This is a genomic window from Bacillus sp. V59.32b (assembly GCF_003429085.1).
Lineage (GTDB): Bacteria > Bacillota > Bacilli > Bacillales > DSM-1321 > Peribacillus.
This window is the reverse complement of the sequence record NZ_QVTC01000021.1, coordinates 1-22,207: the sequence shown is the minus strand read 5'-3', so window position 1 is coordinate 22,207 and position 22,207 is coordinate 1. Positions and strand designations below refer to the sequence as shown.

Sequence of the window (22,207 nt, the reverse complement as noted above, 5' to 3'; positions counted from 1 at the left end):
TCCTTATGTCTTACGTCGACGCCAACACATCCTGTGTAAGTCCCGGAGGCGTGCCCTTTGCCGAGGAGGCTCCCGGACTGTCCGCGGAAAGCGAGGGCCTGGAGCGGAAATCAACGGATAATCAAAAGCTTAAACCACTTCTTTTGGTGAAGAACCGATAATAAAATAATAAGGATAATCCCGGAAAATTAATTAAAATAAGGCAATAGAAATTTTTCTCGTTTAGCCCGGAAAATGTTACAATAAGAAACGGGTTAACAGTATTGGGAGGGTAATTACATGAAAACGAAACTTGGGTTACTGTATGGCGGGAAATCAGCGGAGCATCATGTTTCCATGCAAACCGCAATGGCCGTCATTAAAGCGCTTGATTCAGAAAAATTTGATATACATCCGATTTACATAACAGAAGAGGGCGAATGGGTAAAAGGCCCACAGCTGACCGGGCCAGTAGAAAGCGTCAAGGAACTTGCTTTTTCTGGAGAATCGTCTATGGCGCCGCTCGCTTTATCAAACGTTTCCGTGTCTGCCGAAAGTGGCAACCATAACGGCGGCTTTGATGTCATCTTCCCTCTCCTTCACGGACCAAATGGAGAAGACGGAACGGTCCAGGGGATGCTTGAGCTGCTGAACCTTCCATACATCGGGAATGGAGTTCTTGCTTCTTCCGCTGGGATGGATAAAGTAATCATGAAAAATATTTTTGCGCAGGCGGGACTTTCCCAGGTGAAATACAATTGGTTTATCCGCTCCGATTGGGAGAAGGATCGGGATGCAGCCTATAAAAAGGTGGAAGATGAACTGGGCTATCCTTGTTTTGTAAAACCAGCCAATCTAGGTTCAAGTGTAGGTATCAGCAAATGTACGTCCAGGAATGAGTTAGAGAAAGCGTTTGAAGAAGCGTTCCAATTCGACCGTAAAATAATTATTGAAGAGGGTATCGTTGCCAGAGAAATAGAACTTGGGGTTCTTGGAAACGATGAACCGGAATGCTCGGTGGCCGGGGAAATTATTCCGAAAAAAGATTTTTATGATTACAAGGCGAAATACCAAGACGGTAATACAGCCCTTGTTATCCCGGCGGAAATTTCAGAAGCTGAATATCAATTGCTGAAGGAAATGGCTATGCAATCGTTTAAAGCCCTGGATTGTTCCGGCCTTGTCCGTGCGGATTTCTTCTTGACCAAGGATGGAAAGGCATATATTAATGAAGTGAACACCATGCCCGGGTTTACTCCTTTCAGCATGTTCCCGCTGTTGTGGAAGCACACTGGTTTAGAGTATCCTCAACTGATTGAAAGATTAGTAAACCTTGCAAAAGAGCGCCACGAGGAAAAACAGAAAATTAAACATACCTTTTAAATGACGGAATGAAGATGAGCAGAAGTAGCAGCCTGACAGCTTCTGCTTCTTTTTATTTCTGGTAACCAAAAATACATATGCCAGGAGGATCAAAATGATCGCAAGAACCTTAAAACAAATCCATCAAATGGCCGGAGGGTTAAATGATATATCGGAGTATGGGGATATTGAAGTCAAGGGCGTATCCATCGATTCGAGACATATTCTCGCGCAGAATTTGTTTGTGCCGCTAAATGGAGAACAGGTAAATGGCCACCAATATGTTGATAAGGCACTCCAGCAAGGCGCTTCTGTCTCTCTTTGGCAGGAAGATGTCCCGAATCGTCCAGTGGGAGTACCTTTAATTATCGTGAAGGATACGCTTGCGGCTTTACAAAATTTAGCCGCCGAATATCGGAAGCAATTGACGTTAAAGGTAGTCGGAATTACCGGGAGTAACGGAAAAACGACGGTGAAGGATATGACTGCCGCCTTGCTTGGAACAACGTATAGAGTGCATAAAACGAGCGGTAATTATAACAACCATATCGGATTGCCTTTGACGATTCTTTCGATGAAAGAGGATACGGAAGTTGCGGTCCTGGAAATGGGGATGAGCAGCAGGGGAGAAATCGAATTTTTATCCAAGCTAGCCCGTCCCGATGTCGCCATTATTACCAATATCGGGGAGGCGCATCTGTTGGATCTTGGCTCTCGCGAACAGATTGCGGGTGCCAAGCTTGAAATTATCGCAGGACTTAAGCGTAACGGGACGCTTATCTATCATGGGGATGAACCGCTACTCACTAGCAGGCTGGAAGGCGATCGATTTGACAGACATCTGCTGACATTCGGTCGCAGTGATACGAACGATTTATATCCAATAACGATTCGACAGGGTCAGGACCATACCACCTTCACTCTCCAGGGTTCTACTGATACGGAATATTCCATTCCGGTACTCGGAACCCATAATGTATTAAATGCGCTTGCTGCGATACTCGCAGCTAAAGAACTGGATGTCGAAGAAGAATTCATCCGCAAAGGACTCAGCAGTTTCAAGCTTACGCATATGAGAATGGAGATGGTTGAAGGATCGCGCGGGGAAAAGATCATAAATGATGCTTATAACGCGAGCCCGACTGCGATGAAAGCAGCGATAGAATTAATAGAGGGCATCACCGGTTATGATAAAAAGTATTTGGTGCTTGGTGACATGCTTGAGCTTGGGCCTCGTGAAAAAGCTTTTCATGAGGATATCGGTGCGCTGATCGACCCGGATAAAATCAACAAAGTTTTTACATTCGGGGAATTGGGCGCAGCGATTGCGGCAGGCGCAAGCAAAAAGTTTTCTTCGGAAAATATTCTTGTTTTTCAAGATAAAACCGAACTAATTGACGAATTAAGAAAGCATACAAAGTCGAATGATCTCATACTGGTAAAGGCCTCACGGGGCATGAAGCTGGAAGAAGTCGTCCACGCTTTGCAAAAAGAAATATAAATCTGCTTAAAACCGGGGGCTATGTCCATACACAGGGCTTCTCCCGGTCTTTCTTTTCTTCTTTCCGATATAATGCAGTTGGATAAATTTATAATTATGATACTGTGCTTTTATTGCATTAGACACGTTATAGTGGTAACATAATTTATATCTTTTGAAAGAGACCTTTCTTTATATAGTTCCTTTTATAAAAAGGACTTATATTTTCATATAAATAGGCCACGCGTCTTGAACTTTTATTAAAGGCTGCTGCTTAGCAGTTTTTATTGCTAAAATAGGAAGTCTAAAATCATTGTGATTTTCTCGCTTCCGAACTCCCTCAACGCTTAAGGGCCTGTTTTGTATAAGAAAAGTTCAGCTTTTCTTATTGCATATGGAATTATGGTACAGCAGCCCTCACCTGAATAAACCGACTGATTTATCGGATACTACTTTTGACATTTCCGTTTACTTGAGTTCAATTTTGGTTACATATACTATTGAACAGCCTTTTATGTGCGATTTCCATTTTGGGATGATTCCGTGCTATGGCTTGGTTCATTATGTTTTTCTTTTGGTAAATCATCATTGGGTTCATTAATTTTTAAATTGTAGTCATTCTTTTAGGTGATAATGAGAAAACTTTTTCTTAAGAGAAAAAATTTCTATAATACAAAGGAGCACGAAAAAATTGACATTGTTCAGCGAATTAGGATTAGATAGAACAACCATGAAATCCATTGAAAAAATGGGATTTGAAGAAGCAACTCCCATACAGGCCCAAACGATTCCGTTAGGATTAGAAGGCAAGGACCTGATCGGCCAGGCTCAGACCGGGACAGGGAAAACTGTCGCTTTCGGTATTCCATTAATGGAAAAAATTGATTTAAAGGACGAAAACGTTCAAGGAATCATTATCGCTCCAACACGTGAACTTGCCATTCAGGTTTCGGAAGAACTTTTTAAGCTTGGCTACGGAAAACGCGCACGTGTTTTAGCGGTCTACGGTGGACAAGACATAGATCGGCAAATTCGCGCATTAAAGAAAAAGCCACATATTATTGTAGGTACTCCGGGTCGTTTATTAGATCATATCAAACGTAAGACGCTCCGCCTTGGAGGCGTTTCTACGGTAATCCTTGATGAAGCGGATGAAATGCTGAATATGGGGTTCATTGAGGACATCGAGTCAATCCTTTCTGAAGTTCCAGATGAAAGACAAACTTTGCTTTTCTCGGCGACCATGCCTGAACCTATCCGCAAAATTGCCGAAAGATTCATGAAGGATCCGACAATTGTACGGGTAAAAGCAAAGGAAATGACAGTATCTAATATTGATCAATATTATCTTGAATTAAGGGAAAATGAGAAGTTTGAATCACTGGCACGTCTTTTTGACATTCAGACTCCTGAACTTGCGATCGTTTTTGGACGTACAAAACGACGTGTTGATGAACTTTCTTCTGCATTGACTGTCCGCGGCTATATGGCCGAGGGGATTCATGGAGACCTGAGTCAGGCGAAGCGCTTGTCGGTATTGAAGAAATTCAAGGAAGGCAACATTGATGTCCTTGTAGCTACAGACGTCGCTGCACGCGGACTCGATATTTCTGGAGTTACACACGTTTATAACTTTGACATTCCTCAAGATCCTGAAAGCTATGTTCACCGTATTGGTCGTACAGGAAGAGCCGGGAAGCATGGAGTGGCCATTACATTTGTAACTCCTCGAGAAAGAGGACAGCTACAAGCTGTTGAACATACAACCAAGAAGCGCATGGAGCGCATGAAGACTCCGACGATAACAGAAGCGTTGGAAGGACAGCAAAAAGCAGTAACAGAAAAGATTTTGAATACGGTTGAAAATGAAGATCTAACTCTTTATCTGTCTCAAGCTGAAGAGCTTCTTCAAAAGCATAATGCTGTTGATTTAGTAGCCGCAGTTCTTAAATCACTAACAAAAGAGCCTGATACGACTCCTGTAAAATTAACAGAAGAATCACCAATGCCGATGAGACGTGACCGCAATAGATCTGGATCCGGATCTGGTTCTAACAGCAGATCGCGCAATGGCAGAGGACCATCCGGCCGTAAGGATTATGGGAATAAACGAAATAACAATCGCAAGCCGGGCGGCAATCGCAGTTTCGGTCAAAAGCGAGAACAGTATAATAAATAAGTCAACTAAAAGAGCTTCCTGGAAAATCAGGGGGCTCTTTTTTTACTCTCATTTCGACACACAGCTTGATCGCCATTGCTGAAGAAGTAAGTGTGCAGAAATAGTAAATATAGTATACTTTTTACGGGTTAAATTAAATCGTGAAAGAGAGGATACCTGATACATGGCACCTCAAAAAGTAATTTCAGAAAAAGCATTAAAGGTTTGGCGATTTACCGGTTTATTTTTTTCAATCTTCTGGTGGGTCATTTCAATAGCAGCTATTATCCTTACTTTTGTATTCGATTGGCCGGTGTGGGTACCGGCAGTGGTCGCTCTTGTAACATTGTTACTAACTTATCTATCCGTTTATCTTTTCCCGCTTATCAGATGGAAAAGGTGGAGATATGATGTTAGGGAAACAGAAATTGAAATCCAGAGCGGATTGTTTATCATCAAAAGGACGCTCGTACCGATGGTCCGTGTTCAGCACGTGGATACAAAGCAAGGTCCGCTGTTAAGAAAATATAATCTGGCTTCCATGGAAATTTCCACTGCAGCTACGATTCATGAAATCCCTGCCCTTGATTTAAAGGAAGCGGATGATCTTCGCTTTTACATATCCAGGATGGCAAGCGTGGAGGAAGAAGATGTCTGAACCAAAGAGACTGCATCCTGTAGCCGCGGTGTTGAGTGCCATAAAAATGATCAAAGAGGCGTTGATTCCATTAGTCATCTTCTTTGTATTCGGCGGGAGCGATGAATCGGACTGGTGGGCGATGCTTGAGTTAATCGCGATTCCGGTTTTTATTCTTCTTTTCATCGGATATGGAATCCTGGATTGGTGGCGGTTTACATACCGGGTAGAGCAAGGTGAATTACGGATAGAATCAGGGGTTTTTATTAAAAAGAAAAGATATATTCGCTTTGAACGGATTCATAGTATAGATAAAACCGAAGGCATTCTGCAGCGTTTATTCGGTCTCGTGAAGCTGAAAGTTGAAACGGCAGGGTCGAGCGCTGATCTTGCTGATGCCACTTTAACGGCGATTACTAAGGACGAGGCAGAAAGGATCAATGCCATTTTTCATGAACTGAAAAAGAAAGGCAAAATTGCTATAGATAACGAAAGTGAAGCGCCAGATGCGGAAAATCAGGGGTTAGAGAAAGCGGAACAGGTACAGGGCGTTTTTCAGCAGTCATTTAAGGAATTGTTTATCATGGCCGCGACATCTGGCGGTGTAGGAGTGGTCTTTTCAGGTGCGATTGCCTTTTTTGGGCAATTTGATGAAATTATCCCATATTCACGCCTTTTCAACGGCTTTGAACAGATTGTTAAAGGGAGCATTTCCTTCATCGCAATTCTTGTCTTTTTTGGACTGCTGTTTGCTTATGTGATTGCCACGGCAAGAATCGTCCTTAAATATGCTTTTTTTACTATAAAGAAGCATGAGGATAAAATCATGATTTCAAGAGGATTACTGGAGAGAAGACAACTGACAATACCGCTCGAGAAAATTCAGGCGATCCGGATTGCCGAAAATTTAATCCGGCAGCCGCTCGGCTATGCAAGCGTGTATGTTGAGTATGCTGGCGGCTCTATCCTTGATAAGGAAAGTTCCAATGTCATGTTATTTCCTTTGATTAAAAAAGAAAAAATCGAGGAATTGATCCAGACATTCATTCCTGAATATCACATACATGTTCAAATCAACCCTCTTCCAAAACGTTCTTTTAAAAGGTATTTATTCAGGATATCGCTGATTATCATTCCGATCGCGGCTTTATGTTCGTTTTTCTTGAGGCCATGGGGCTTTTTATCACTTCTTCTTTTGCCGCTTGGTGCTTTCTGGGCTTATTTATGCTTTCGGGGTGCTGGCTGGAACATTTCCGGCGATCAGTTGCAGCTGAGATTCCGCACTATATCTAAGCAAACGTTCATTTTTCAAAAAAATAGAATCCAAGCCGTTTATTCTGAGATCAGCCCCTTCCAAAAGAGGAAAAACCTCGCTTCTATTTCGGCAGTCGTCAAATCAGGGGTAGGACCGCGAGTAGGTAAGGTAGTTGATTTAGAAGCAGCGGATTCAGAAACAATCAAGGAATGGTTTTTAGAGAGAAGAAACTAGCCTGCGGGACCAAGCGGGTACCCCTGCAGTCGTCAGCTAAAACCAAAACTGGCCGATTTTCTTTTGAAAGAAAGACGCGAATACAATCCCGGCGGCCAATCCGCTGAGGTGCCCCACATGATTTATTTCCGGCTGCATAAATGTCATAATAACCGAAAGAGCGGTCAATGCATAAACGGTAATTGTATTTTGTCTGGACAGCCTTTTTTTATGAAACAACGCCATATATAAATAAAAGCCCAACACACCAAGTATCGCGTTGCTGGCTCCAATATGACTGAAAGATAAAGGGTTTATCATATAGGTGGCCAGGTTTGCTGCAGTGCCTACCGCCATGAAAAAGATGCAGAAGCTTATACGGCCAAGCATTCTCTCTAAAGTGGGAGCTAAAATGACCATTGAAAAGCAGTTGAATAATAAATGGCTGAATGAACGATGCAAAAATATCGAGGTTATTAATCTCCACCATTCTCCGTCAGCGATAGCGCGGTTATATCCGGACCCTAGCTCGAAAATCATATGATCCGGAAAAACGGGGAGCAAACTAAGAAGGAACAATATGATATTCAGCAGGAGCAGGGTGCTGACTGCCGGATAAAGCTTAACGAATTGTTGAAAGCTTTCCGTTCTTGTGAACATTATAATCATCCTTTTCTTTTTACTGGCGCGGGACCTCATTATAGAAAGACTTGTACAATATTTATATGCAAGAAATAAATAAGATAGAAGGAAGGTCGCGATGATTAAAGGGATCGGAATAGATATTACTGAATTATCAAGGATACAGGCGATCCTAGAACGGCAGCCGAGGTTTGCGGAAAGAATCTTAACAGAGCGGGAAGCAAAGATATATACAGGCCTAAAAGGCCCGCGGAAAGCAGAGTTTCTTGCCGGCCGTTTTGCGGCGAAAGAAGCTTTCTCCAAAGCTTTCGGAACTGGAATTGGAGAAAGTATTTCATTTCTGGATATTGAAATTACTACAGATCAAAACGGCAAACCGTTTATTCAAAAGCCGTTTTCCGAAGGAGTACACCTTTCCATTACACATAGCCGGGAATATGCCGTTGCACAGGTGGTCATTGAAGAAGCTTAAGCAGAGAATTAGATACTTGGAAGCCTTGTCAAACATCAGTATTATACTGATGTTTTTTTCATTACCTTAACTGACCAGAGCGCTTCCGCTTTTATAGAAAGAAAGTATAACTTTATTAATCTTGATAGATGTTTAGTTACGATGTACAGGACGTGGCGATTTTAGTCGGCAGCGCCCAGCCCCTCGGACTTGCACAGGATGTGCTGGCGTCGGCGTTTGCACACGATGTGGCAGATTTTAGCCGAGGTTCCTCTAATGCCAAACCGCTGTTTCACTTTAGGAAGTGCCTCCTCGCGTTTCGTCTATGCCTGTCGGAGGCACACACGATGTGGGTCAGAACGACGAAGACATAAGGACGTGGCGATCTTAGTCGACGTTCCTTCTTTGAAGGGCGCTTTCGCTTTTCTATTCATATTTAAAAAGGTTGTCTCATATACTCATATTGCTATAGGGAGACAAGGCCCGGTAAAAGATTCATTGTAGGAAAGGCTCTCGTGAACAGCGCAGAAGAAACATCTTGGCGAGATTCGTATCAACCTCAATGTCTTGATCCTGCCTTTTCCTCTCCCTTTTACGTTTAAAAACCAAAAGGGGTTGAAAAGATGAAGAAGTTGTTAACGCTTTTTGCAGGGATCATGCTGATACTTGCCCTTTCCGCTTGCGGCCAAAAGACGCAGGACGATGTAGTCAGTGACCTGAACGATAAGGTTGAGGAAATGAAAGGTTATAAAGCGAATGCGAAGATGACGTTGAAAATGGGGACGGATCCACAGGTTTATGATGTAGAGATTTGGCACAAAAACCCGGAATTTTACAGAGTGAACCTGAAGAACTCCGAAAAGGACCAAAGCCAGATGATTCTTCGAAATACGGACGGAGTCTATGTGTTGACGCCGGCGTTGAACAAAAGCTTTAAATTCCAGAGCGAGTGGCCGAAAAACAGCAGTCAGGCGTATTTATACGAGTCGCTCGTGAAGGACATCATCGAAGATAAAAGTGCGACTTTTACAACAACTGAAAAACATTTCGTTTTTGAAACAAAAACGCGGTATCAAAACAATAAGATGCTCCCTTACCAGGAGATCACTCTCAACAAGAAGGACTTGTCACCTGTCAGTGTGAAGGTAATGGATCCTGACCATAACGCATTGGTCACCGTTGAGTTTTCCAAAGTTACATTTGATACTTCATTTGACAAAGATGCATTTGATATGAAGAAAAATATGACCGGAGCCCAATTGGAAGTAGATGTTATGGCGGAAGCGAAGGATAAAAGCTTTGGGGTTAAGTATCCCGCCTATAAAATGGATGGGGTAAGCTTAACAGAAGAAAAAGAGCTGGATATAGAGGATGGCACACGGATAGTCCTCACGTACGAGGGCAAAAAGAGCTTTACGTTAATTCAGGAAAAAGCGGAGGTCGTCGAAACAACGCTCATTTCCAATCAGATTAACGGAGAACCGGTCGACCTTGGATTCACAGTGGGGGCTTTGACGGACAACTCGGTTACCTGGACCATAAACGGTGTAGATTATACGCTTGCTTCTAAAGACTTGACTCCTGCAGAAATGGTGAATGTTGCTCGATCCGTCGAAGAGGCGGCTGTTAAATAATTTTATGAAGAGTCTAAGGCTCGGTTCGAATATTGTATGGCGAATTGCCGTGCCTTGGTCTCTATGATGCTCTTTAAGGCTATGAGAAGGATCCATCCCCTAAAAACTCTCCTTTATATAAAGAAAAAATTTGTCTATAATCAAAGTGATGAGGTTCCAACGGTTAAACTGAACCGATAACGATTACTTTGTAAGGGACAAGAAGGAAGGGTTACAGGTTGGAAATGGGGACTTACCACAGAGAAACGTGGGCAGAAATTAATTTAGATCACATATATGAAAATGTTGCGAATATGAGAAAACACCTCCCTTCCGCAGTGAAAATATTTGCGGTTGTGAAAGCTAACGGCTATGGTCATGGGGACATGGAAACAGCCAATACCGCCCTTGAAGCGGGAGCGGATTATTTGGCTGTTGCTTTTCTTGATGAAGCGTTGGCGCTAAGGAAAAAAGGAATTCAGGCGCCCATACTCGTTCTCGGAGCTTCAAGACCTGAAAACGCAAGGATAGCTGCAGAACAGGATATCGCTTTAACAGTATTTCAAAAGGAATGGCTGGAAAGCGCCATTAAAGAAATTTCGCCTCATGCACCGCTTAAGATTCATGTGAAATGCGACAGCGGTATGGGCAGACTGGGGATACGTACGAAAGAAGAGCTAGAGCATCTAGAAGACATGCTGCTGAATGAAAACAAATTTTTATTTGAGGGCATCTACACCCATTTTGCCACGGCTGATGAATTAAACACAGAATATTATAAGAAGCAGCTGGCTGCATTTAAAGCCATGCTTTCCTGGCTTAAGGTCCGGCCGGCTCTTATTCATGCCGCAAACAGCGCCGCTTCCTTGCGTTTTCATGATCATGACTTTAATGCGGTCAGAATGGGGATATCCATGTATGGATTAAGCCCATCCATGGAAATGAAAGAAATACTCCCATTTCCACTGAAGCAGGCAATGTCACTTAAAACGCGGATCGTTCAGCTGAAACAGCTGTCTAAAGGTGACAGTGTCAGCTACGGGGCAACGTATAAGGCTGAACGGCCTGAATGGATCGCAACGCTGCCGATCGGTTATGCCGATGGCTGGATTCGGAAGCTTCAGGGTCAGGAAGTACTTGTAAATGGAGAAAGGCTGCCGATCATCGGAAGAATCTGCATGGATCAGTGCATGGTTAAACTTAAAGAAGAACAGCCTCTTGGAACAGAGGTGACACTGATCGGGGAGAGTGCGGGATCTTTTATCTCGATTGATGAAATAGCAGAAAAGCTAGAAACGATTAACTATGAGGTCGTCTGTCTCATTTCCGCGAGGGTACCGAGGGTTTATCATCGGTTGGACAGGGTTGTTAAAGTAGTCAATCCGCTGCTGCAGTGAAATTTTAGGCGTTTTGTATAAAAAGTGAATAAGAATCACACTTTTTTGCTGATAATAATATAGATTTTTGAATATACTCTTTGCATACAGATATTTAAATGGTAATATGAAAAAAGAAATATAATTAGGCGTGTAGTGATGGTGGAGGTGTATGTTTGTGTCTGAATCCAGCACAACGAGAGAGATATTAGTTCGATTACCTCAAAACTTTTTATCCGAGCTAGATGGGTATGTACGAGAAGAAAACGTAAATCGCAGCGAGTTAATTTATCGCGCGACTAAGAAGTACCTTCGCGACCGTAAAAAAAGAGAATTTCGCGAGTCTATGAAAAGTGGCTATATTGAAATGGCAGCTATTAATTTAACAATTGCATCAGAAGCTTTTTTAGCGGAATATGAGGCAGAACATCGCGTTGAACGATTAGTTAGCGGAGGTTGATCCGTTGATTGTTGTTAAGCGTGGTGACGTATACTTCGCAGATCTGTCCCCGGTCGTAGGTTCAGAGCAAGGCGGGACCCGTCCGGTGCTCATCATTCAAAATGATATCGGTAATCGCTTTAGTCCCACTGTGATTGTAGCAGCCATTACAGCGCAAATTCAGAAAGCCAAACTGCCTACACACGTTGAGATTAATGCCAAAAAGTATGGATTTGAACGGGATTCAGTTATCCTTTTAGAACAAATACGTACCATTGACAAGCAGCGGTTGACCGATAAGATTACTCATCTTGATGAGGCCATGATGCAAAAGGTGCATGATGCCCTGCAAATTAGTCTGGGATTAGTAGATTTTTAAAAGAATAAGAAAGCAAGCTCCTGATTTAAATCGTTTTTATTCATTATTACCCTGATTTAAACAATCGGGTCCATCTAAAATGGTTCTGGCATCATGCCGGAGCCATTTTTTTATAACGATAAACGAATAAGCAGGAAAACTATTTCATTTGACGAATCAAACAACAAAACATTATAGTGAAAGCGTGGGAAGTCAATAAATTTATTTAATCTTTCTGTTTTGTTTTCATTCATGAAGGGAAAGATTTTGTTGCAATATACTAAAAATATCAGCTTAGAAAATGTACCTGCGTTCGGAATTATTTATGTGCACGGTTGTGCTGGAATGGGAGGAAATTATGGATCAATTGGTTTACGGCTATATAAAGAAAAACCAAAATGACATCCTGAATGAGTGGATGAAGAAAATGAAAGAAAAAGCGGATGAACGGCTTATCAAAGTGGTTTCTGATGAAATGTTTGCACGGACAAGCAATGAGTTCATAGATATGATTGTTGCTAACATTGAAAGCAATAATGAACAATTCTCATCAAAGCTTTTGGATTTTGCCGAAAAGGTTGTTCGGCTTGGATGGCCGCTTACATTTGTGAATGAGGGGCTGCGCGAATTTAATCGAATTGTGTTTGAGGGCATGCAGGAGAGTGGAATTGTTACGCCTGAAAATCAAATGGATATCGTATATGAATTCGATCAATGGTCAACACCGTTAAATAACGAGATTGTTCATATATACTCCCAAACTTGGGAAAAGACAGTCTCTCTTCAAAAAATCGCTTTACAGGAGCTCTCCGCTCCCCTAATTCCTGTCCTTGAAGGCATCACGGTAATGCCCCTCGTCGGTACAATCGATACGGAAAGGGCCAAGCAAATTATGGAGAATTTGCTTCATGGCACTGTGAAACACCGTTCGGAAGTTGTATTGATTGATATCACCGGCGTTCCGGTCGTTGATACAATGGTCGCCCACCATATTATTCAGGCCGCAGAGGCTGTTCGGCTGGTAGGAGCTAAGTGCATGTTGTGCGGAATTCGCCCGGAAATCGCACAAACCATTGTTAATTTAGGAATTAACCTCAATGAAATCGACACGAAAAACTCACTTAAAAAAGGCATCGAAGCTGCATTGCAATTAACAAGCCGTAAGATAGTGGAGGTGGAAGAATGAATATGCGAATCCCAATATTAAAGCTTTATGATTGCCTGTTGGTTTCTATACAATGGGAACTTGATGATGCTACGGCTCTTCAATTCCAGGAAGATTTATTGCATAAAATTCACGAAACAAGTGCAAATGGCGTTGTAATCGATATCACCTCCATTGATTTCATCGATTCTTTCATCGCTAAAGTGTTAGGCGATGTGTTTGGCATGTCTAAACTCATGGGAGCAAAAGTTGTAATTACCGGAATCCAGCCAGCTGTTGCGATTACTCTAATCGAACTGGGAATAAGCTTGGATGATGTCATGACAGCATTAGACCTTGAGAAAGGCCTGGAGAAATTACAACAGGAACTGGGGGATTAATATATGGAGTATCAATCCTTCGTGAAGATTATTAATGAATGGGATATCGTAGCTGCCCGCCAGCTTGGCCGCAACGTTGCCAAGGAACTGGGATTTGGCACCGTGGACCAGGCGAGGATAACGACAGCAATTAGTGAGCTAGCAAGAAACATATATTTATATGCCGGACAGGGTACTGTTGCCATAGAAAAGGTTTTTGATGGCGGAAAGTCAGGATTGAAGATTATCGCAACCGATGAAGGTCCCGGCATACAGGACATAAGAAGAGTGATGGAAGACGGATATACAACCTCCGGAGGCTTAGGAGCCGGCCTGCCCGGTGTAAAACGGTTGATGGACGACTTTGATATAGATTCTATGGTTGGGAAAGGTACAAAGATCTACGCGACGAAATGGCTCCGTTAGGGGGAGACGGAATGGAGATTAGAGAGGACATGGAAGAAAGGTACCGTGAGGCTCTTTCTACGTATTTGAAAGATCAGACGGAGCAAGCGTTGTACCAGGGACAAAAAATCAGCAGAAAGACGATACAATATAAAATCTCTCCAGAAGAGATTATTAGTCTGCATAAAAGCACCTTGATGGAAATATGTCCCGACACACCTGACAAGGTGTTCCACTCCTTTGATTTTCTTCTTGAAATCATGATGGGATATGGGAATGCCTACAGGGAACATCAGAGTTTGCGGCATCAGCAGCAAGAGCTTAAGTCAGAAATTGAAATAGCCGCCAATGTTCAGCATACGCTTTTAGAAACCGACATTCCGGATGTTGAAGGCCTTGAAATTGGTGCCATAAGTGTTCCGGCCAAGCAAATGAACGGTGACTATTATCATTTCGTGCAGGATGAAAGCGAATGTATGGGAATCGGCATTGCAGATGTTATCGGCAAGGGAATCCCCGCCGCACTCTGCATGTCCATGATTAAATACGCGATGGACAGCCTGCCGGATCATCGTCACCAGCCAAGCAGTGTTCTCGAGAGCCTGAACAGAGTTGTGGAGCACAATGTTGATCCAAGCATGTTCATCACGATGTTTTACGGTCTTTATAATCCTCATAACCATATCTTCTCATATGCGTCGGCTGGACACGAACCAGGGTTTTATTATGAGGCGAAAACGGGTGAATTTAAAGACTTGAATGCAAAAGGCTTGCTTCTTGGAGTCGATAAGAAAACAAAGTACCAACAATACGAGAAACCTGTTGAACTTGGGGATATGATTATTCTTTTATCCGACGGAGTGACGGAGTGCAGGACAAGCGAAGGATTCATCGAGCGGGAAACCCTCATTGAATATATACAAAAAAATATCCACTTAAATGCGCAGGAAATAGTAAATAATATTTATAAACAACTTGAAAAGCTTCAGCATTTCCAATTGCGGGATGATTTTACATTGATCATTTTAAAAAGAAACGTTTGATGCTGCGTAATCTGGGTAAATATAATTGGAATTGAAAGAAGAGGGTGGGTCAATTAAATGAATATTACGATTGATGTACAAGATATAAATTCAAAAGTAGAAGTAGAAGTTAAAGGTGAGATTGATGCATACACAGCACCCAAGCTCCGTGAGACATTGTTTCCTTTATCTGAGCAGGATAACATCTCCATGGTCGTAAATCTTGCGGAAGTTTCATATATGGATAGCGCAGGCCTCGGCGTGTTTGTAGGACTGTTCAAAAGCGTACGTGCGCACAATGGGGAATTTAAGCTCATAGGTTTGTCAGAACGCTTGCGCCGCTTATTTGATATAACCGGTCTTGCCGATATTATCGATATTAAAAGTGATGCAGAGGGTGGGTTAGAATGAGTGAAGCATACGATTACATCGAAATGAATATACCAGCTAAGCCTGATTTTATTGGAGTGATTCGCTTAACGCTTTCCGGTATTGCAAGCCGCATGGGCTTCTCCTATGATGAAATAGAAGATTTGAAAATTGCGACCAGCGAGGCTTGCACAAACGCGGTACAGCACGCTTATAAAGGCAATGAGGGCGAAGTGAAGATTGGTTTTGGACTATATCCTGACCGTCTTGAGGTCATGGTGTCAGATAGCGGAAAGAGCTGTAATTTCGATGATGTAAGACAAGGTCTGGGGCCTTATGAGAACGGCCAAAATGTCGAATTCCTGAGAGAAGGAGGCTTGGGCCTTTACTTAATCGAAACCCTAATGGATGAAGTGAAAATTCACGAGCATGAAGGGGTTACAGTTTTTATGACTAAGTTTCTAGAGGGAGAGCAGGTGGAGATGGATGCAAAAACACTCTCAACCTAACCAAGCAACGAGAGATCAAGTAAACGAATGGATAAAAGCCTATCAGCTTCACGAGGATCAGGAGGCCCAAAATCAACTGGTCCTTCATTATAAAAGTTTAGTCGAAACCATTTCAAGAAAATACTCTAAAGGCAAATCCTATCAAGAGGACATTGTTCAGGTAGGGATGATTGGTCTTTTGGGTGCCATCCGCAGATATGATGAGACCTTTGGGAAAAGCTTTGAAGCATTTGCGGTTCCAACCATTATCGGTGAAATCAAAAGATTTTTAAGAGATAAAACATGGAGTGTCCATGTTCCGAGGAGAATCAAGGAACTGGGCCCCAAAATTAAAGCAACCGTTGAAGAACTCACGACCGTCCTCCATCGTTCCCCAAGAATTGACGAGATCGCTGAGCATCTAGAAGTGGCGGAAGAAGAAGTTCTGGAAGCGATGGAAATGGGGAAAAGCTATCAGGCTTTATCTGTTGACCATTCCATTGAGGCAGATTCAGACGGCGGCACGGTCACTTTGCTTGATATATTCGGGAATGTCGATGATGGATATGAAAAAGTGAATCAGCGTCTCGTTTTAGAAAAAGTATTGCATGTATTGAGTGATAGAGAAAAGAAAATTATCCAATATACGTACCTTGAAAATTTAAGCCAGAAGGAAGCCGGCGAGCGTCTTGAGATTTCCCAAATGCATGTATCCCGACTTCAGCGCAGGGCAATTAAAAAGCTGCAGGAAGCAATCAATGCGGAAACCAACTCGGAGTTCGTATAATGATTAAAGAAGTGATAAGAGATGAAGAAATTGAGTTCTTAGCTTCACAATCTTCAAAAAATGAAATGCCATATTGCGGAGACGACTATTTTTTTATAAATACAAATGATTATTTTCTGTGCGTACTGGCAGATGGTTTAGGAAGCGGCCAATTCGCTTACGACTCCTCTTCAGCCGTAACGGAAATTGTGAAAAATAATCATAATGAAGCTGTAGGAACATTAATGTCTTTAGCTAATGATGTTCTCCTGAATAAAAGGGGAGCGGCGGTATCCGTATTAAAGCTCTATTATGATACAAAAGAGTTCGTGTACAGTTCAGTAGGGAATATTCGGTTCTTTCTCTATAATCCGGAGTCTGACAAACTTGTATACCCGTTGCCGGTAACCGGATATCTATCAGGGAGAAACCAAAAGTATCAAACCCAAAGATTTAAGTATGAGCCAAACGCGAAATTTATCATTCATTCAGATGGACTGCAGATTCAAGGCGCAAAATCGATATTAAAAACATATGGTTCTCTTGAGCAAAAAGCTCGGGTTATTTTAGAAAAAAATACCGTTCACTCTGATGATACTACCTTTATATTAGGAAGCTTACTTTCATAAAACATGGAAAGTAAGCTTTTTTGTGGTTCTTCACCAAAAGAAGTGGTTTAAGCTTTTGATTATCCGTTGACTTCCGCTCCAGGCGCTCGCTTTCCGCGGGCAGTCCGGAAGCCTCCTCGGCAAAGGGCACGCCTCCGGGACTTACACAGGATGTGTTGGCGTCGACGTAAGACATAAGGACGTGGCGATGATCTTAGTCGACGTTCCGTTAACTGGCCTGCTTTCCCCGCAGGACGTTGAATCATCATCCATGAATAGGCACCGCCCTCGCCAATCAACTTTATAGCAAATTAACTGAGATATTACGTTAATCAATATTAAACCACCAGTTATGGTGAAGAGCCTTTTTTGTTTAGTAATTTCAGCCGATTTTCAAACTGCATAGGTTCGCTTCCTGTTGGAGATTTTGGTAGACTGTATACATGAAGAATATTTACTGGGGGAAATAATTTGATAGCTGTCGAAGATAAGGTAAAGATGCTTGTAGATACAGTTTCTGAGGAATTATCGATTAAGAAAAATCAGGTGCAGAATGTAATTAACTTGCTTCAGGAGGGCAACACCGTACCTTTTATCGCGCGTTACCGGAAAGAGTTAACGGGTTCGCTGGATGAAGTGGAGATCAGGTCGATCATGGAGAGGTGGAATTACCTGGAGAGCCTCGGCAATCGTAAGCAGGAAGTCATTCGCCTGATTGAAGAACAGGGGAAGCTGACGCCCGAATTGAAAAGCCAGATTGAAAAAGCCGAAAAGCTGCAAGAAATAGAAGATCTATATCGTCCCTATAAACAAAAAAGAAGAACAAAAGCCACGGTAGCGAAAGAAAAAGGCCTTGAGCCGCTGGCAGAATGGCTGATGCTTTTCCCTGTGCAAGAAAGCTTAGAAGAAAAGGCCAATGAATTTATCTCTGAAGATAAAGAAGTCTTAACAGTCGAGGATGCTCTCTCCGGTGCGAAGGATATCATTGCAGAGCAAATTTCCGATGACGCAGCCCTTCGAAAATGGATTCGAGCCGAAGTTTTTAAAAAAGGTCAGGTCATTTCAGTCGTCAAGGATAAAGAGAAGGACGAGAAGAATATTTTTGAAATGTATTATGAATATGAAGAGCCTGTCCAAAGAATCGTTCCCCATCGTGTTTTGGCCCTGAACCGTGGAGAAAAAGAAGAAGTGCTGCGCTTAACGATCATGCCTAACACAGAAATCATTTTGGCCTATCTTGAGAAAAAGATTATTAAAAATTCATCTTCTTCAGTTGCTCAGGCTGTCAAAGAGGCAATAGAAGACAGTTTTAAACGTTTGATTATGCCTTCCATTGAGAGGGAAATACGAAAGGAATTGACGGAAAAAGCGGAAGATCAGGCCATACATATTTTTTCCGAGAATTTACGAAACTTGCTGCTTCAACCTCCGCTAAAAGGGAAAGTAGTCCTTGCGGTGGATCCTGCTTTCCGAACGGGCTGCAAGCTTGCGGTGGTTGACGAGACAGGCAAGGTATTGAACATAAGTGTCATCTATCCACACCCTCCTGTTTCTAAAAAGGAAGCTGCTCGGGAGAAGATGATCGCTTTACTTCGGGAGCACGCTGTAGAGGTAGTGGCGATAGGAAACGGAACGGCATCCCGGGAAACCGAACAGTTTGTAGCAGAGACACTGAAGCAGCTGGATGCTTCGATATTTTATATCATTGTTAATGAAGCGGGTGCGAGTGTTTACTCAGCCTCTGATATCGCCCGTGAAGAGTTTCCGAATTATCAGGTAGAGGAAAGAAGCGCAGTTTCAATTGGCAGACGTCTTCAGGATCCACTGGCAGAGCTGGTCAAAATTGATCCTAAATCAGTCGGTGTCGGACAATACCAGCATGATGTCTCGCAAAAAAAATTATCAGAATCACTTACATTTGTTGTTGAGACAGCGGTGAATCAGGTTGGGGTCAACGTCAATACGGCATCGGTGTCACTGCTCCAGTATGTGGCTGGTTTATCGAAGGCGGTTGCGCAGAATATCATTAAAAAACGGGAAGAAGAAGGGAAATTCATAAGTCGGAAAAATCTAAAGGGAATTCCGAGGTTAGGAGCGAAGACTTATGAGCAATGTATCGGGTTTCTGCGGGTTGTTGACGGTGAAGAACCGCTAGACCAAACATCCATACACCCTGAAAATTACACAGCGGTAACCAAACTGTTAAAAAAGATCGGGCACTCGTCACATGATCTTGGCAGTGATGCGCTCAATAAAGAATTGCAAAATATAAATATAAAAGAATTTTCTCAAGAACTGGACTTGGGTGAAATAACATTAAGGGATATCATTGATGCCTTAATGAAACCAGGCAGGGATCTGCGCGAGGAACTTCCTAAGCCGTTATTAAAGCAAGATGTTCTGAAATTAGAAGACTTGAAAACGGGTATGGAGCTTCAGGGAACAGTAAGAAATGTAGTCGACTTCGGGGCTTTTGTAGACATCGGCGTTAAACAGGATGGGCTTGTGCACATCTCCAAGCTCAGCACTCGTTATGTAAAGCACCCGCTTGATATTGTTTCAGTAGGCGATGTCGTGACAGTCTGGGTAGAACAAATCGATAGTCAAAAACAAAGAGTATCCTTAACCATGCTCCCTCCCGAAAACCAAAGCTAACTAATAATTGAAAGAACACCTTCCTATCGTTACGTCAGGAGGGTGTTTTTTATGGGGATGCTTATAAATCCAAGCTTCCCTTTTTTATATAAAAAAACCAACATTGATTAAGCATTTTAACCTGATAACGGTCTTTCTCCAAAAAGGCTCTCATCATTTGATTCTGAAACCACTTAGGCATAGTGAACCTCCCTAAATTCCCGAAGTTTAGTTATTTTATGTTATAATGGGTTGTCATGTTACAAAAACAGAAGGTGATTAACATGGATGATAGCGAGCTTCAGATATTAGTGGAAGATACATCATGGAAGTGGTTTTTTAAAAAGTTCAATCACAAAGCTACTTTCAACCCTCGTCTTCGAACTACTGGCGGCCGTTACCTGCTTCACTCCCATAACATTGAAATCAATAAAAAATATTATGAAGAACGAGGAATGGACGAGCTTATCGGCATTATTAAGCACGAGCTATGCCATTACCATCTTCATCTGGAAAAGCGGGGTTATCAGCATAGAGATGCAGATTTCAGAAAGCTTTTAAAGATGGTCGATGCCCCTAGATTCTGTACCCCGCTTTCAAAAGCAGTGAAAAGAAAAAACACTAAGATCTGCCGATATCAATGCAAACAGTGCGGCCAAATGTTTTCGCGGAAAAGAAGGATTAATACAGACCGTTATGTTTGTGGAAAATGCAAAGGTAAGCTTAAGTTAGTAGAGGAAATCAGAATAAAATAGCGGATTATATGTTATCAAAAGAATTTATAAGAAGTATCTTGACTTTACATGGTAAGCTGACTATAATCATAAATGTCGACAAAATAACCGTAGCATTGTTGCAATGCGGTTTTGGAGACACTTTATTCAGCTAGTTAAGAGTCAGTTTTAGGAACCAATTATAATTATTCCGCAGTAGCTCAGTGGTAGAGCAACGAGCGAAGCTTCTGAGTAAGACCTGCGAGTTGTACTCATCGAGCTGCTCCTTGCATAGCTTTCTGAGATGAGTACATTCGGCTGATCGAGAGTAAGTTTTAGGAACCAATCATAATATTCCGCAGTAGCTCAGTGGTAGAGCATTCGGCTGTTAACCGAACGGTCGTAGGTTCGAGTCCTACCTGCGGAGCCATTTTTTTGGGGAAGTACTCAAGAGGCTGAAGAGGCGCCCCTGCTAAGGGTGTAGGTCGCGTAAGCGGCGCGAGGGTTCAAATCCCTCCTTCTCCGCCAGTTAGTTTATTGATTATTTATTATAATATGGCCCCTTGGTCAAGCGGTTAAGACACCGCCCTTTCACGGCGGTAACACGGGTTCGAATCCCGTAGGGGTCACTTGTATAGTGGGCACCTTGAAAGTTTAAACTTTCAAGGTGCTTCACTAGGTATACTTTAAAAGGTCCCGTGGTGTAGCGGTTAACATGCCTGCCTGTCACGCAGGAGATCGCGGGTTCGATTCCCGTCGGGACCGCCATTTAATTAATATAATAAAATGCTTGCGTAGAGAAAGTTATCAGTGATATAATATATTTCTGTGTTAAGCGAAATGATAGGCTATAGCCAAGCGGTAAGGCAACGGACTTTGACTCCGTCATGCGTTGGTTCGAATCCAGCTAGCCCAGCCATATGTGAGCCATTAGCTCAGTTGGTAGAGACGAGCAAAGCTTCTATGATTAAGCTGCGAGTTGCGGAGTTTACGTCTTGAAAAGAGGTAAACGGAGCACATTTTTAAAACAAGAGCAGCGAAGCAATTCTATATATCGAGCCATTAGCTCAGTTGGTAGAGCATCTGACTTTTAATCAGAGGGTCGAAGGTTCGAGTCCTTCATGGCTCACCATTTATATTTGTATGCGGGTGTGGCGGAATTGGCAGACGCACCAGACTTAGGATCTGGCGCCGCAAGGCGTGGGGGTTCAAGTCCCTTCACCCGCACCATTTATTCCCTGTTGATTTTCAGAGAATAAAAAGATATAATAGTAATTGTCGCTTTCGCGGTCGTGGCGGAATGGCAGACGCGCTAGGTTGAGGGCCTAGTGGGGGCAACCCCGTGGAGGTTCAAGTCCTCTCGGCCGCACCAAAAAGATAATATGCGCCCGTAGCTCAATTGGATAGAGCGTCTGACTACGGATCAGAAGGTTATGGGTTCGACTCCTCTCGGCCGCACCAAATATACGGGAAGTAGCTCAGCTTGGTAGAGCACTTGGTTTGGGACCAAGGGGTCGCAGGTTCGAATCCTGTCTTCCCGACCATCTCTTGAAAAGCTTCATATTATTCTAATTTATAATGCGGGTGTAGTTTAATGGTAAAACCTCAGCCTTCCAAGCTGATGTCGTGAGTTCGATTCTCATCACCCGCTCCAATATTGCTCTTTGAAAACTGAACAAAACAAAGCGCCAACGTTAATTTTAATAGTGAGCACA

At 42.7% G+C, this 22,207-nt stretch carries 22 protein-coding genes and 11 tRNA genes; 31 read left to right on the top strand and 2 right to left on the bottom strand.

Features of this window, described 5'->3' with window-relative positions; all coding sequences use genetic code 11:
• Window positions 1–279: 279 nt before the first annotated feature.
• The 5 genes from D0463_RS06620 (at window position 280) to D0463_RS06600 (ending at window position 7,105) form a co-directional block, all read left to right on the top strand.
• Window positions 280–1,362, top strand: a complete 1,083-nt coding sequence (locus D0463_RS06620; RefSeq protein ID WP_117306420.1) for a D-alanine--D-alanine ligase — start codon at window positions 280–282, stop codon at window positions 1,360–1,362.
• A gap of 94 nt (window positions 1,363–1,456) precedes the next feature.
• Complete coding sequence (locus D0463_RS06615; protein ID WP_117306418.1) at window positions 1,457–2,842, top strand: UDP-N-acetylmuramoyl-tripeptide--D-alanyl-D-alanine ligase; 1,386 nt, start codon at window positions 1,457–1,459, stop codon at window positions 2,840–2,842.
• A gap of 670 nt (window positions 2,843–3,512) precedes the next feature.
• Window positions 3,513–5,000, top strand: coding sequence for a degradosome RNA helicase CshA (cshA, locus tag D0463_RS06610; protein WP_117306416.1), 1,488 nt, complete (start codon window positions 3,513–3,515; stop codon window positions 4,998–5,000).
• Between the two features lie 163 nt (window positions 5,001–5,163).
• Window positions 5,164–5,637 carry a PH domain-containing protein gene (locus D0463_RS06605; protein ID WP_117306414.1) on the top strand — a complete coding sequence of 158 codons (474 nt, stop codon included), beginning with the start codon at window positions 5,164–5,166 and terminating at the stop codon, window positions 5,635–5,637.
• Window positions 5,630–7,105, top strand: coding sequence for a PH domain-containing protein (locus D0463_RS06600; protein ID WP_117306412.1), 1,476 nt, complete (start codon window positions 5,630–5,632; stop codon window positions 7,103–7,105). The genes D0463_RS06605 and D0463_RS06600 overlap by 8 nt, the downstream gene beginning before the upstream one ends.
• 36 nt (window positions 7,106–7,141) lie before the next feature.
• Here the strand turns inward: D0463_RS06600 and D0463_RS06595 are convergent, their stop codons facing one another.
• The gene (locus tag D0463_RS06595; protein ID WP_117306410.1) at window positions 7,142–7,744 is read right to left on the bottom strand and encodes a rhomboid family intramembrane serine protease; all 603 of its coding nucleotides are present in this window, start codon (window positions 7,742–7,744) and stop codon (window positions 7,142–7,144) included.
• Window positions 7,745–7,844: 100 nt separating this feature from the next.
• Between D0463_RS06595 and acpS the strand changes: the two genes are divergently transcribed.
• From acpS to D0463_RS06525, 14 genes are all read left to right on the top strand, one after another.
• Window positions 7,845–8,198, top strand: coding sequence for a holo-ACP synthase (acpS, locus tag D0463_RS06590; RefSeq protein ID WP_117306408.1), 354 nt, complete (start codon window positions 7,845–7,847; stop codon window positions 8,196–8,198).
• A gap of 602 nt (window positions 8,199–8,800) precedes the next feature.
• Entirely contained in the window at window positions 8,801–9,811 is a 1,011-nt protein-coding gene (locus D0463_RS06585) for a LolA family protein (RefSeq protein ID WP_117306405.1), read from the top strand.
• 224 nt (window positions 9,812–10,035) lie between these two features.
• Complete coding sequence (gene alr, locus D0463_RS06580; RefSeq protein WP_117306428.1) at window positions 10,036–11,187, top strand: alanine racemase; 1,152 nt, start codon at window positions 10,036–10,038, stop codon at window positions 11,185–11,187.
• A gap of 157 nt (window positions 11,188–11,344) precedes the next feature.
• The gene (locus D0463_RS06575) at window positions 11,345–11,626 is read left to right on the top strand and encodes a CopG family ribbon-helix-helix protein (protein WP_117306403.1); all 282 of its coding nucleotides are present in this window, start codon (window positions 11,345–11,347) and stop codon (window positions 11,624–11,626) included.
• A gap of 7 nt (window positions 11,627–11,633) precedes the next feature.
• Complete coding sequence (locus tag D0463_RS06570) at window positions 11,634–11,984, top strand: type II toxin-antitoxin system PemK/MazF family toxin (RefSeq protein ID WP_117306426.1); 351 nt, start codon at window positions 11,634–11,636, stop codon at window positions 11,982–11,984.
• A gap of 337 nt (window positions 11,985–12,321) precedes the next feature.
• A complete protein-coding gene (locus tag D0463_RS06565; RefSeq protein WP_117306401.1) occupies window positions 12,322–13,149 on the top strand; it encodes an RsbT co-antagonist protein RsbRA in 828 nt (275 codons plus the stop codon).
• Window positions 13,150–13,151: 2 nt separating this feature from the next.
• Window positions 13,152–13,508 carry an STAS domain-containing protein gene (locus D0463_RS06560; protein WP_117306424.1) on the top strand — a complete coding sequence of 119 codons (357 nt, stop codon included), beginning with the start codon at window positions 13,152–13,154 and terminating at the stop codon, window positions 13,506–13,508.
• 3 nt (window positions 13,509–13,511) lie between these two features.
• Window positions 13,512–13,913 carry an anti-sigma regulatory factor gene (locus tag D0463_RS06555; protein ID WP_117306399.1) on the top strand — a complete coding sequence of 134 codons (402 nt, stop codon included), beginning with the start codon at window positions 13,512–13,514 and terminating at the stop codon, window positions 13,911–13,913.
• An 11-nt stretch (window positions 13,914–13,924) separates the two neighbouring features.
• Window positions 13,925–14,935: a PP2C family protein-serine/threonine phosphatase gene (locus D0463_RS06550; protein WP_117306397.1), complete on the top strand. Its 1,011-nt coding sequence runs from the start codon at window positions 13,925–13,927 to the stop codon at window positions 14,933–14,935.
• A gap of 57 nt (window positions 14,936–14,992) precedes the next feature.
• Window positions 14,993–15,325 carry an anti-sigma factor antagonist gene (locus tag D0463_RS06545; RefSeq protein WP_117306395.1) on the top strand — a complete coding sequence of 111 codons (333 nt, stop codon included), beginning with the start codon at window positions 14,993–14,995 and terminating at the stop codon, window positions 15,323–15,325.
• A complete protein-coding gene (rsbW, locus tag D0463_RS06540; RefSeq protein WP_117306393.1) occupies window positions 15,322–15,792 on the top strand; it encodes an anti-sigma B factor RsbW in 471 nt (156 codons plus the stop codon). The genes D0463_RS06545 and rsbW overlap by 4 nt, the downstream gene beginning before the upstream one ends.
• Window positions 15,770–16,558, top strand: a complete 789-nt coding sequence (gene sigB, locus D0463_RS06535; RefSeq protein ID WP_117306391.1) for an RNA polymerase sigma factor SigB — start codon at window positions 15,770–15,772, stop codon at window positions 16,556–16,558. Before rsbW ends, sigB begins: the two co-directional genes overlap by 23 nt.
• On the top strand, window positions 16,558–17,166 hold the full coding sequence (locus tag D0463_RS06530; protein WP_117306389.1) for a SpoIIE family protein phosphatase: 609 nt from the start codon (window positions 16,558–16,560) through the stop codon (window positions 17,164–17,166). The genes sigB and D0463_RS06530 overlap by 1 nt, the downstream gene beginning before the upstream one ends.
• Before the next feature lie 477 nt (window positions 17,167–17,643).
• Window positions 17,644–19,800 carry a Tex family protein gene (locus tag D0463_RS06525; RefSeq protein WP_117306422.1) on the top strand — a complete coding sequence of 719 codons (2,157 nt, stop codon included), beginning with the start codon at window positions 17,644–17,646 and terminating at the stop codon, window positions 19,798–19,800.
• Between the two features lie 61 nt (window positions 19,801–19,861).
• On the opposite strand, the gene cmpA is transcribed toward D0463_RS06525, so the two are convergent.
• Entirely contained in the window at window positions 19,862–19,981 is a 120-nt protein-coding gene (cmpA, locus tag D0463_RS06520) for a cortex morphogenetic protein CmpA (protein ID WP_117306387.1), read from the bottom strand.
• 82 nt (window positions 19,982–20,063) lie between these two features.
• Here cmpA and D0463_RS06515 point away from each other — a divergent pair, with 82 nt between their 5' ends.
• From D0463_RS06515 to D0463_RS06460, 12 genes are all read left to right on the top strand, one after another.
• Entirely contained in the window at window positions 20,064–20,534 is a 471-nt protein-coding gene (locus tag D0463_RS06515; protein WP_117306385.1) for a SprT family protein, read from the top strand.
• A gap of 313 nt (window positions 20,535–20,847) precedes the next feature.
• Window positions 20,848–20,922, top strand: a tRNA-Asn gene (locus D0463_RS06510).
• A gap of 7 nt (window positions 20,923–20,929) precedes the next feature.
• Window positions 20,930–21,020, top strand: a tRNA-Ser gene (locus D0463_RS06505).
• 29 nt (window positions 21,021–21,049) lie between these two features.
• Window positions 21,050–21,121: transfer RNA gene (locus D0463_RS06500), tRNA-Glu, on the top strand.
• 63 nt (window positions 21,122–21,184) lie between these two features.
• Window positions 21,185–21,260 (top strand) — tRNA-Asp (locus D0463_RS06495).
• A 76-nt stretch (window positions 21,261–21,336) separates the two neighbouring features.
• A tRNA-Gln gene (locus D0463_RS06490) sits at window positions 21,337–21,411 on the top strand.
• 137 nt (window positions 21,412–21,548) lie between these two features.
• Window positions 21,549–21,624, top strand: a tRNA-Lys gene (locus D0463_RS06485).
• Between the two features lie 13 nt (window positions 21,625–21,637).
• Window positions 21,638–21,722 (top strand) — tRNA-Leu (locus D0463_RS06480).
• 56 nt (window positions 21,723–21,778) lie between these two features.
• Window positions 21,779–21,864, top strand: a tRNA-Leu gene (locus tag D0463_RS06475).
• Window positions 21,865–21,876: 12 nt separating this feature from the next.
• Window positions 21,877–21,953: transfer RNA gene (locus D0463_RS06470), tRNA-Arg, on the top strand.
• A 6-nt stretch (window positions 21,954–21,959) separates the two neighbouring features.
• Window positions 21,960–22,036 (top strand) — tRNA-Pro (locus D0463_RS06465).
• A 36-nt stretch (window positions 22,037–22,072) separates the two neighbouring features.
• Window positions 22,073–22,146, top strand: a tRNA-Gly gene (locus tag D0463_RS06460).
• Window positions 22,147–22,207 lie beyond the last annotated feature (61 nt).

Coding starts and splice junctions, on each gene's coding strand:
- D0463_RS06620 (WP_117306420.1), top strand. CDS start 280: ATGAAAACGAAACTTGGGTTACTGTATGGCGGGAAATCAGCGGAGCAT.
- D0463_RS06615 (WP_117306418.1), top strand. CDS start 1,457: ATGATCGCAAGAACCTTAAAACAAATCCATCAAATGGCCGGAGGGTTA.
- D0463_RS06605 (WP_117306414.1), top strand. CDS start 5,164: ATGGCACCTCAAAAAGTAATTTCAGAAAAAGCATTAAAGGTTTGGCGA.
- D0463_RS06600 (WP_117306412.1), top strand. CDS start 5,630: ATGTCTGAACCAAAGAGACTGCATCCTGTAGCCGCGGTGTTGAGTGCC.
- D0463_RS06595 (WP_117306410.1), bottom strand. CDS start 7,744: ATGTTCACAAGAACGGAAAGCTTTCAACAATTCGTTAAGCTTTATCCG.
- acpS (WP_117306408.1), top strand. CDS start 7,845: ATGATTAAAGGGATCGGAATAGATATTACTGAATTATCAAGGATACAG.
- D0463_RS06585 (WP_117306405.1), top strand. CDS start 8,801: ATGAAGAAGTTGTTAACGCTTTTTGCAGGGATCATGCTGATACTTGCC.
- alr (WP_117306428.1), top strand. CDS start 10,036: ATGGGGACTTACCACAGAGAAACGTGGGCAGAAATTAATTTAGATCAC.
- D0463_RS06565 (WP_117306401.1), top strand. CDS start 12,322: ATGGATCAATTGGTTTACGGCTATATAAAGAAAAACCAAAATGACATC.
- D0463_RS06560 (WP_117306424.1), top strand. CDS start 13,152: ATGCGAATCCCAATATTAAAGCTTTATGATTGCCTGTTGGTTTCTATA.
- D0463_RS06555 (WP_117306399.1), top strand. CDS start 13,512: ATGGAGTATCAATCCTTCGTGAAGATTATTAATGAATGGGATATCGTA.
- D0463_RS06550 (WP_117306397.1), top strand. CDS start 13,925: ATGGAGATTAGAGAGGACATGGAAGAAAGGTACCGTGAGGCTCTTTCT.
- D0463_RS06545 (WP_117306395.1), top strand. CDS start 14,993: ATGAATATTACGATTGATGTACAAGATATAAATTCAAAAGTAGAAGTA.
- rsbW (WP_117306393.1), top strand. CDS start 15,322: ATGAGTGAAGCATACGATTACATCGAAATGAATATACCAGCTAAGCCT.
- sigB (WP_117306391.1), top strand. CDS start 15,770: ATGCAAAAACACTCTCAACCTAACCAAGCAACGAGAGATCAAGTAAAC.
- D0463_RS06530 (WP_117306389.1), top strand. CDS start 16,558: ATGATTAAAGAAGTGATAAGAGATGAAGAAATTGAGTTCTTAGCTTCA.
- D0463_RS06525 (WP_117306422.1), top strand. CDS start 17,644: ATGCTTGTAGATACAGTTTCTGAGGAATTATCGATTAAGAAAAATCAG.
- cmpA (WP_117306387.1), bottom strand. CDS start 19,981: ATGCCTAAGTGGTTTCAGAATCAAATGATGAGAGCCTTTTTGGAGAAA.
- D0463_RS06515 (WP_117306385.1), top strand. CDS start 20,064: ATGGATGATAGCGAGCTTCAGATATTAGTGGAAGATACATCATGGAAG.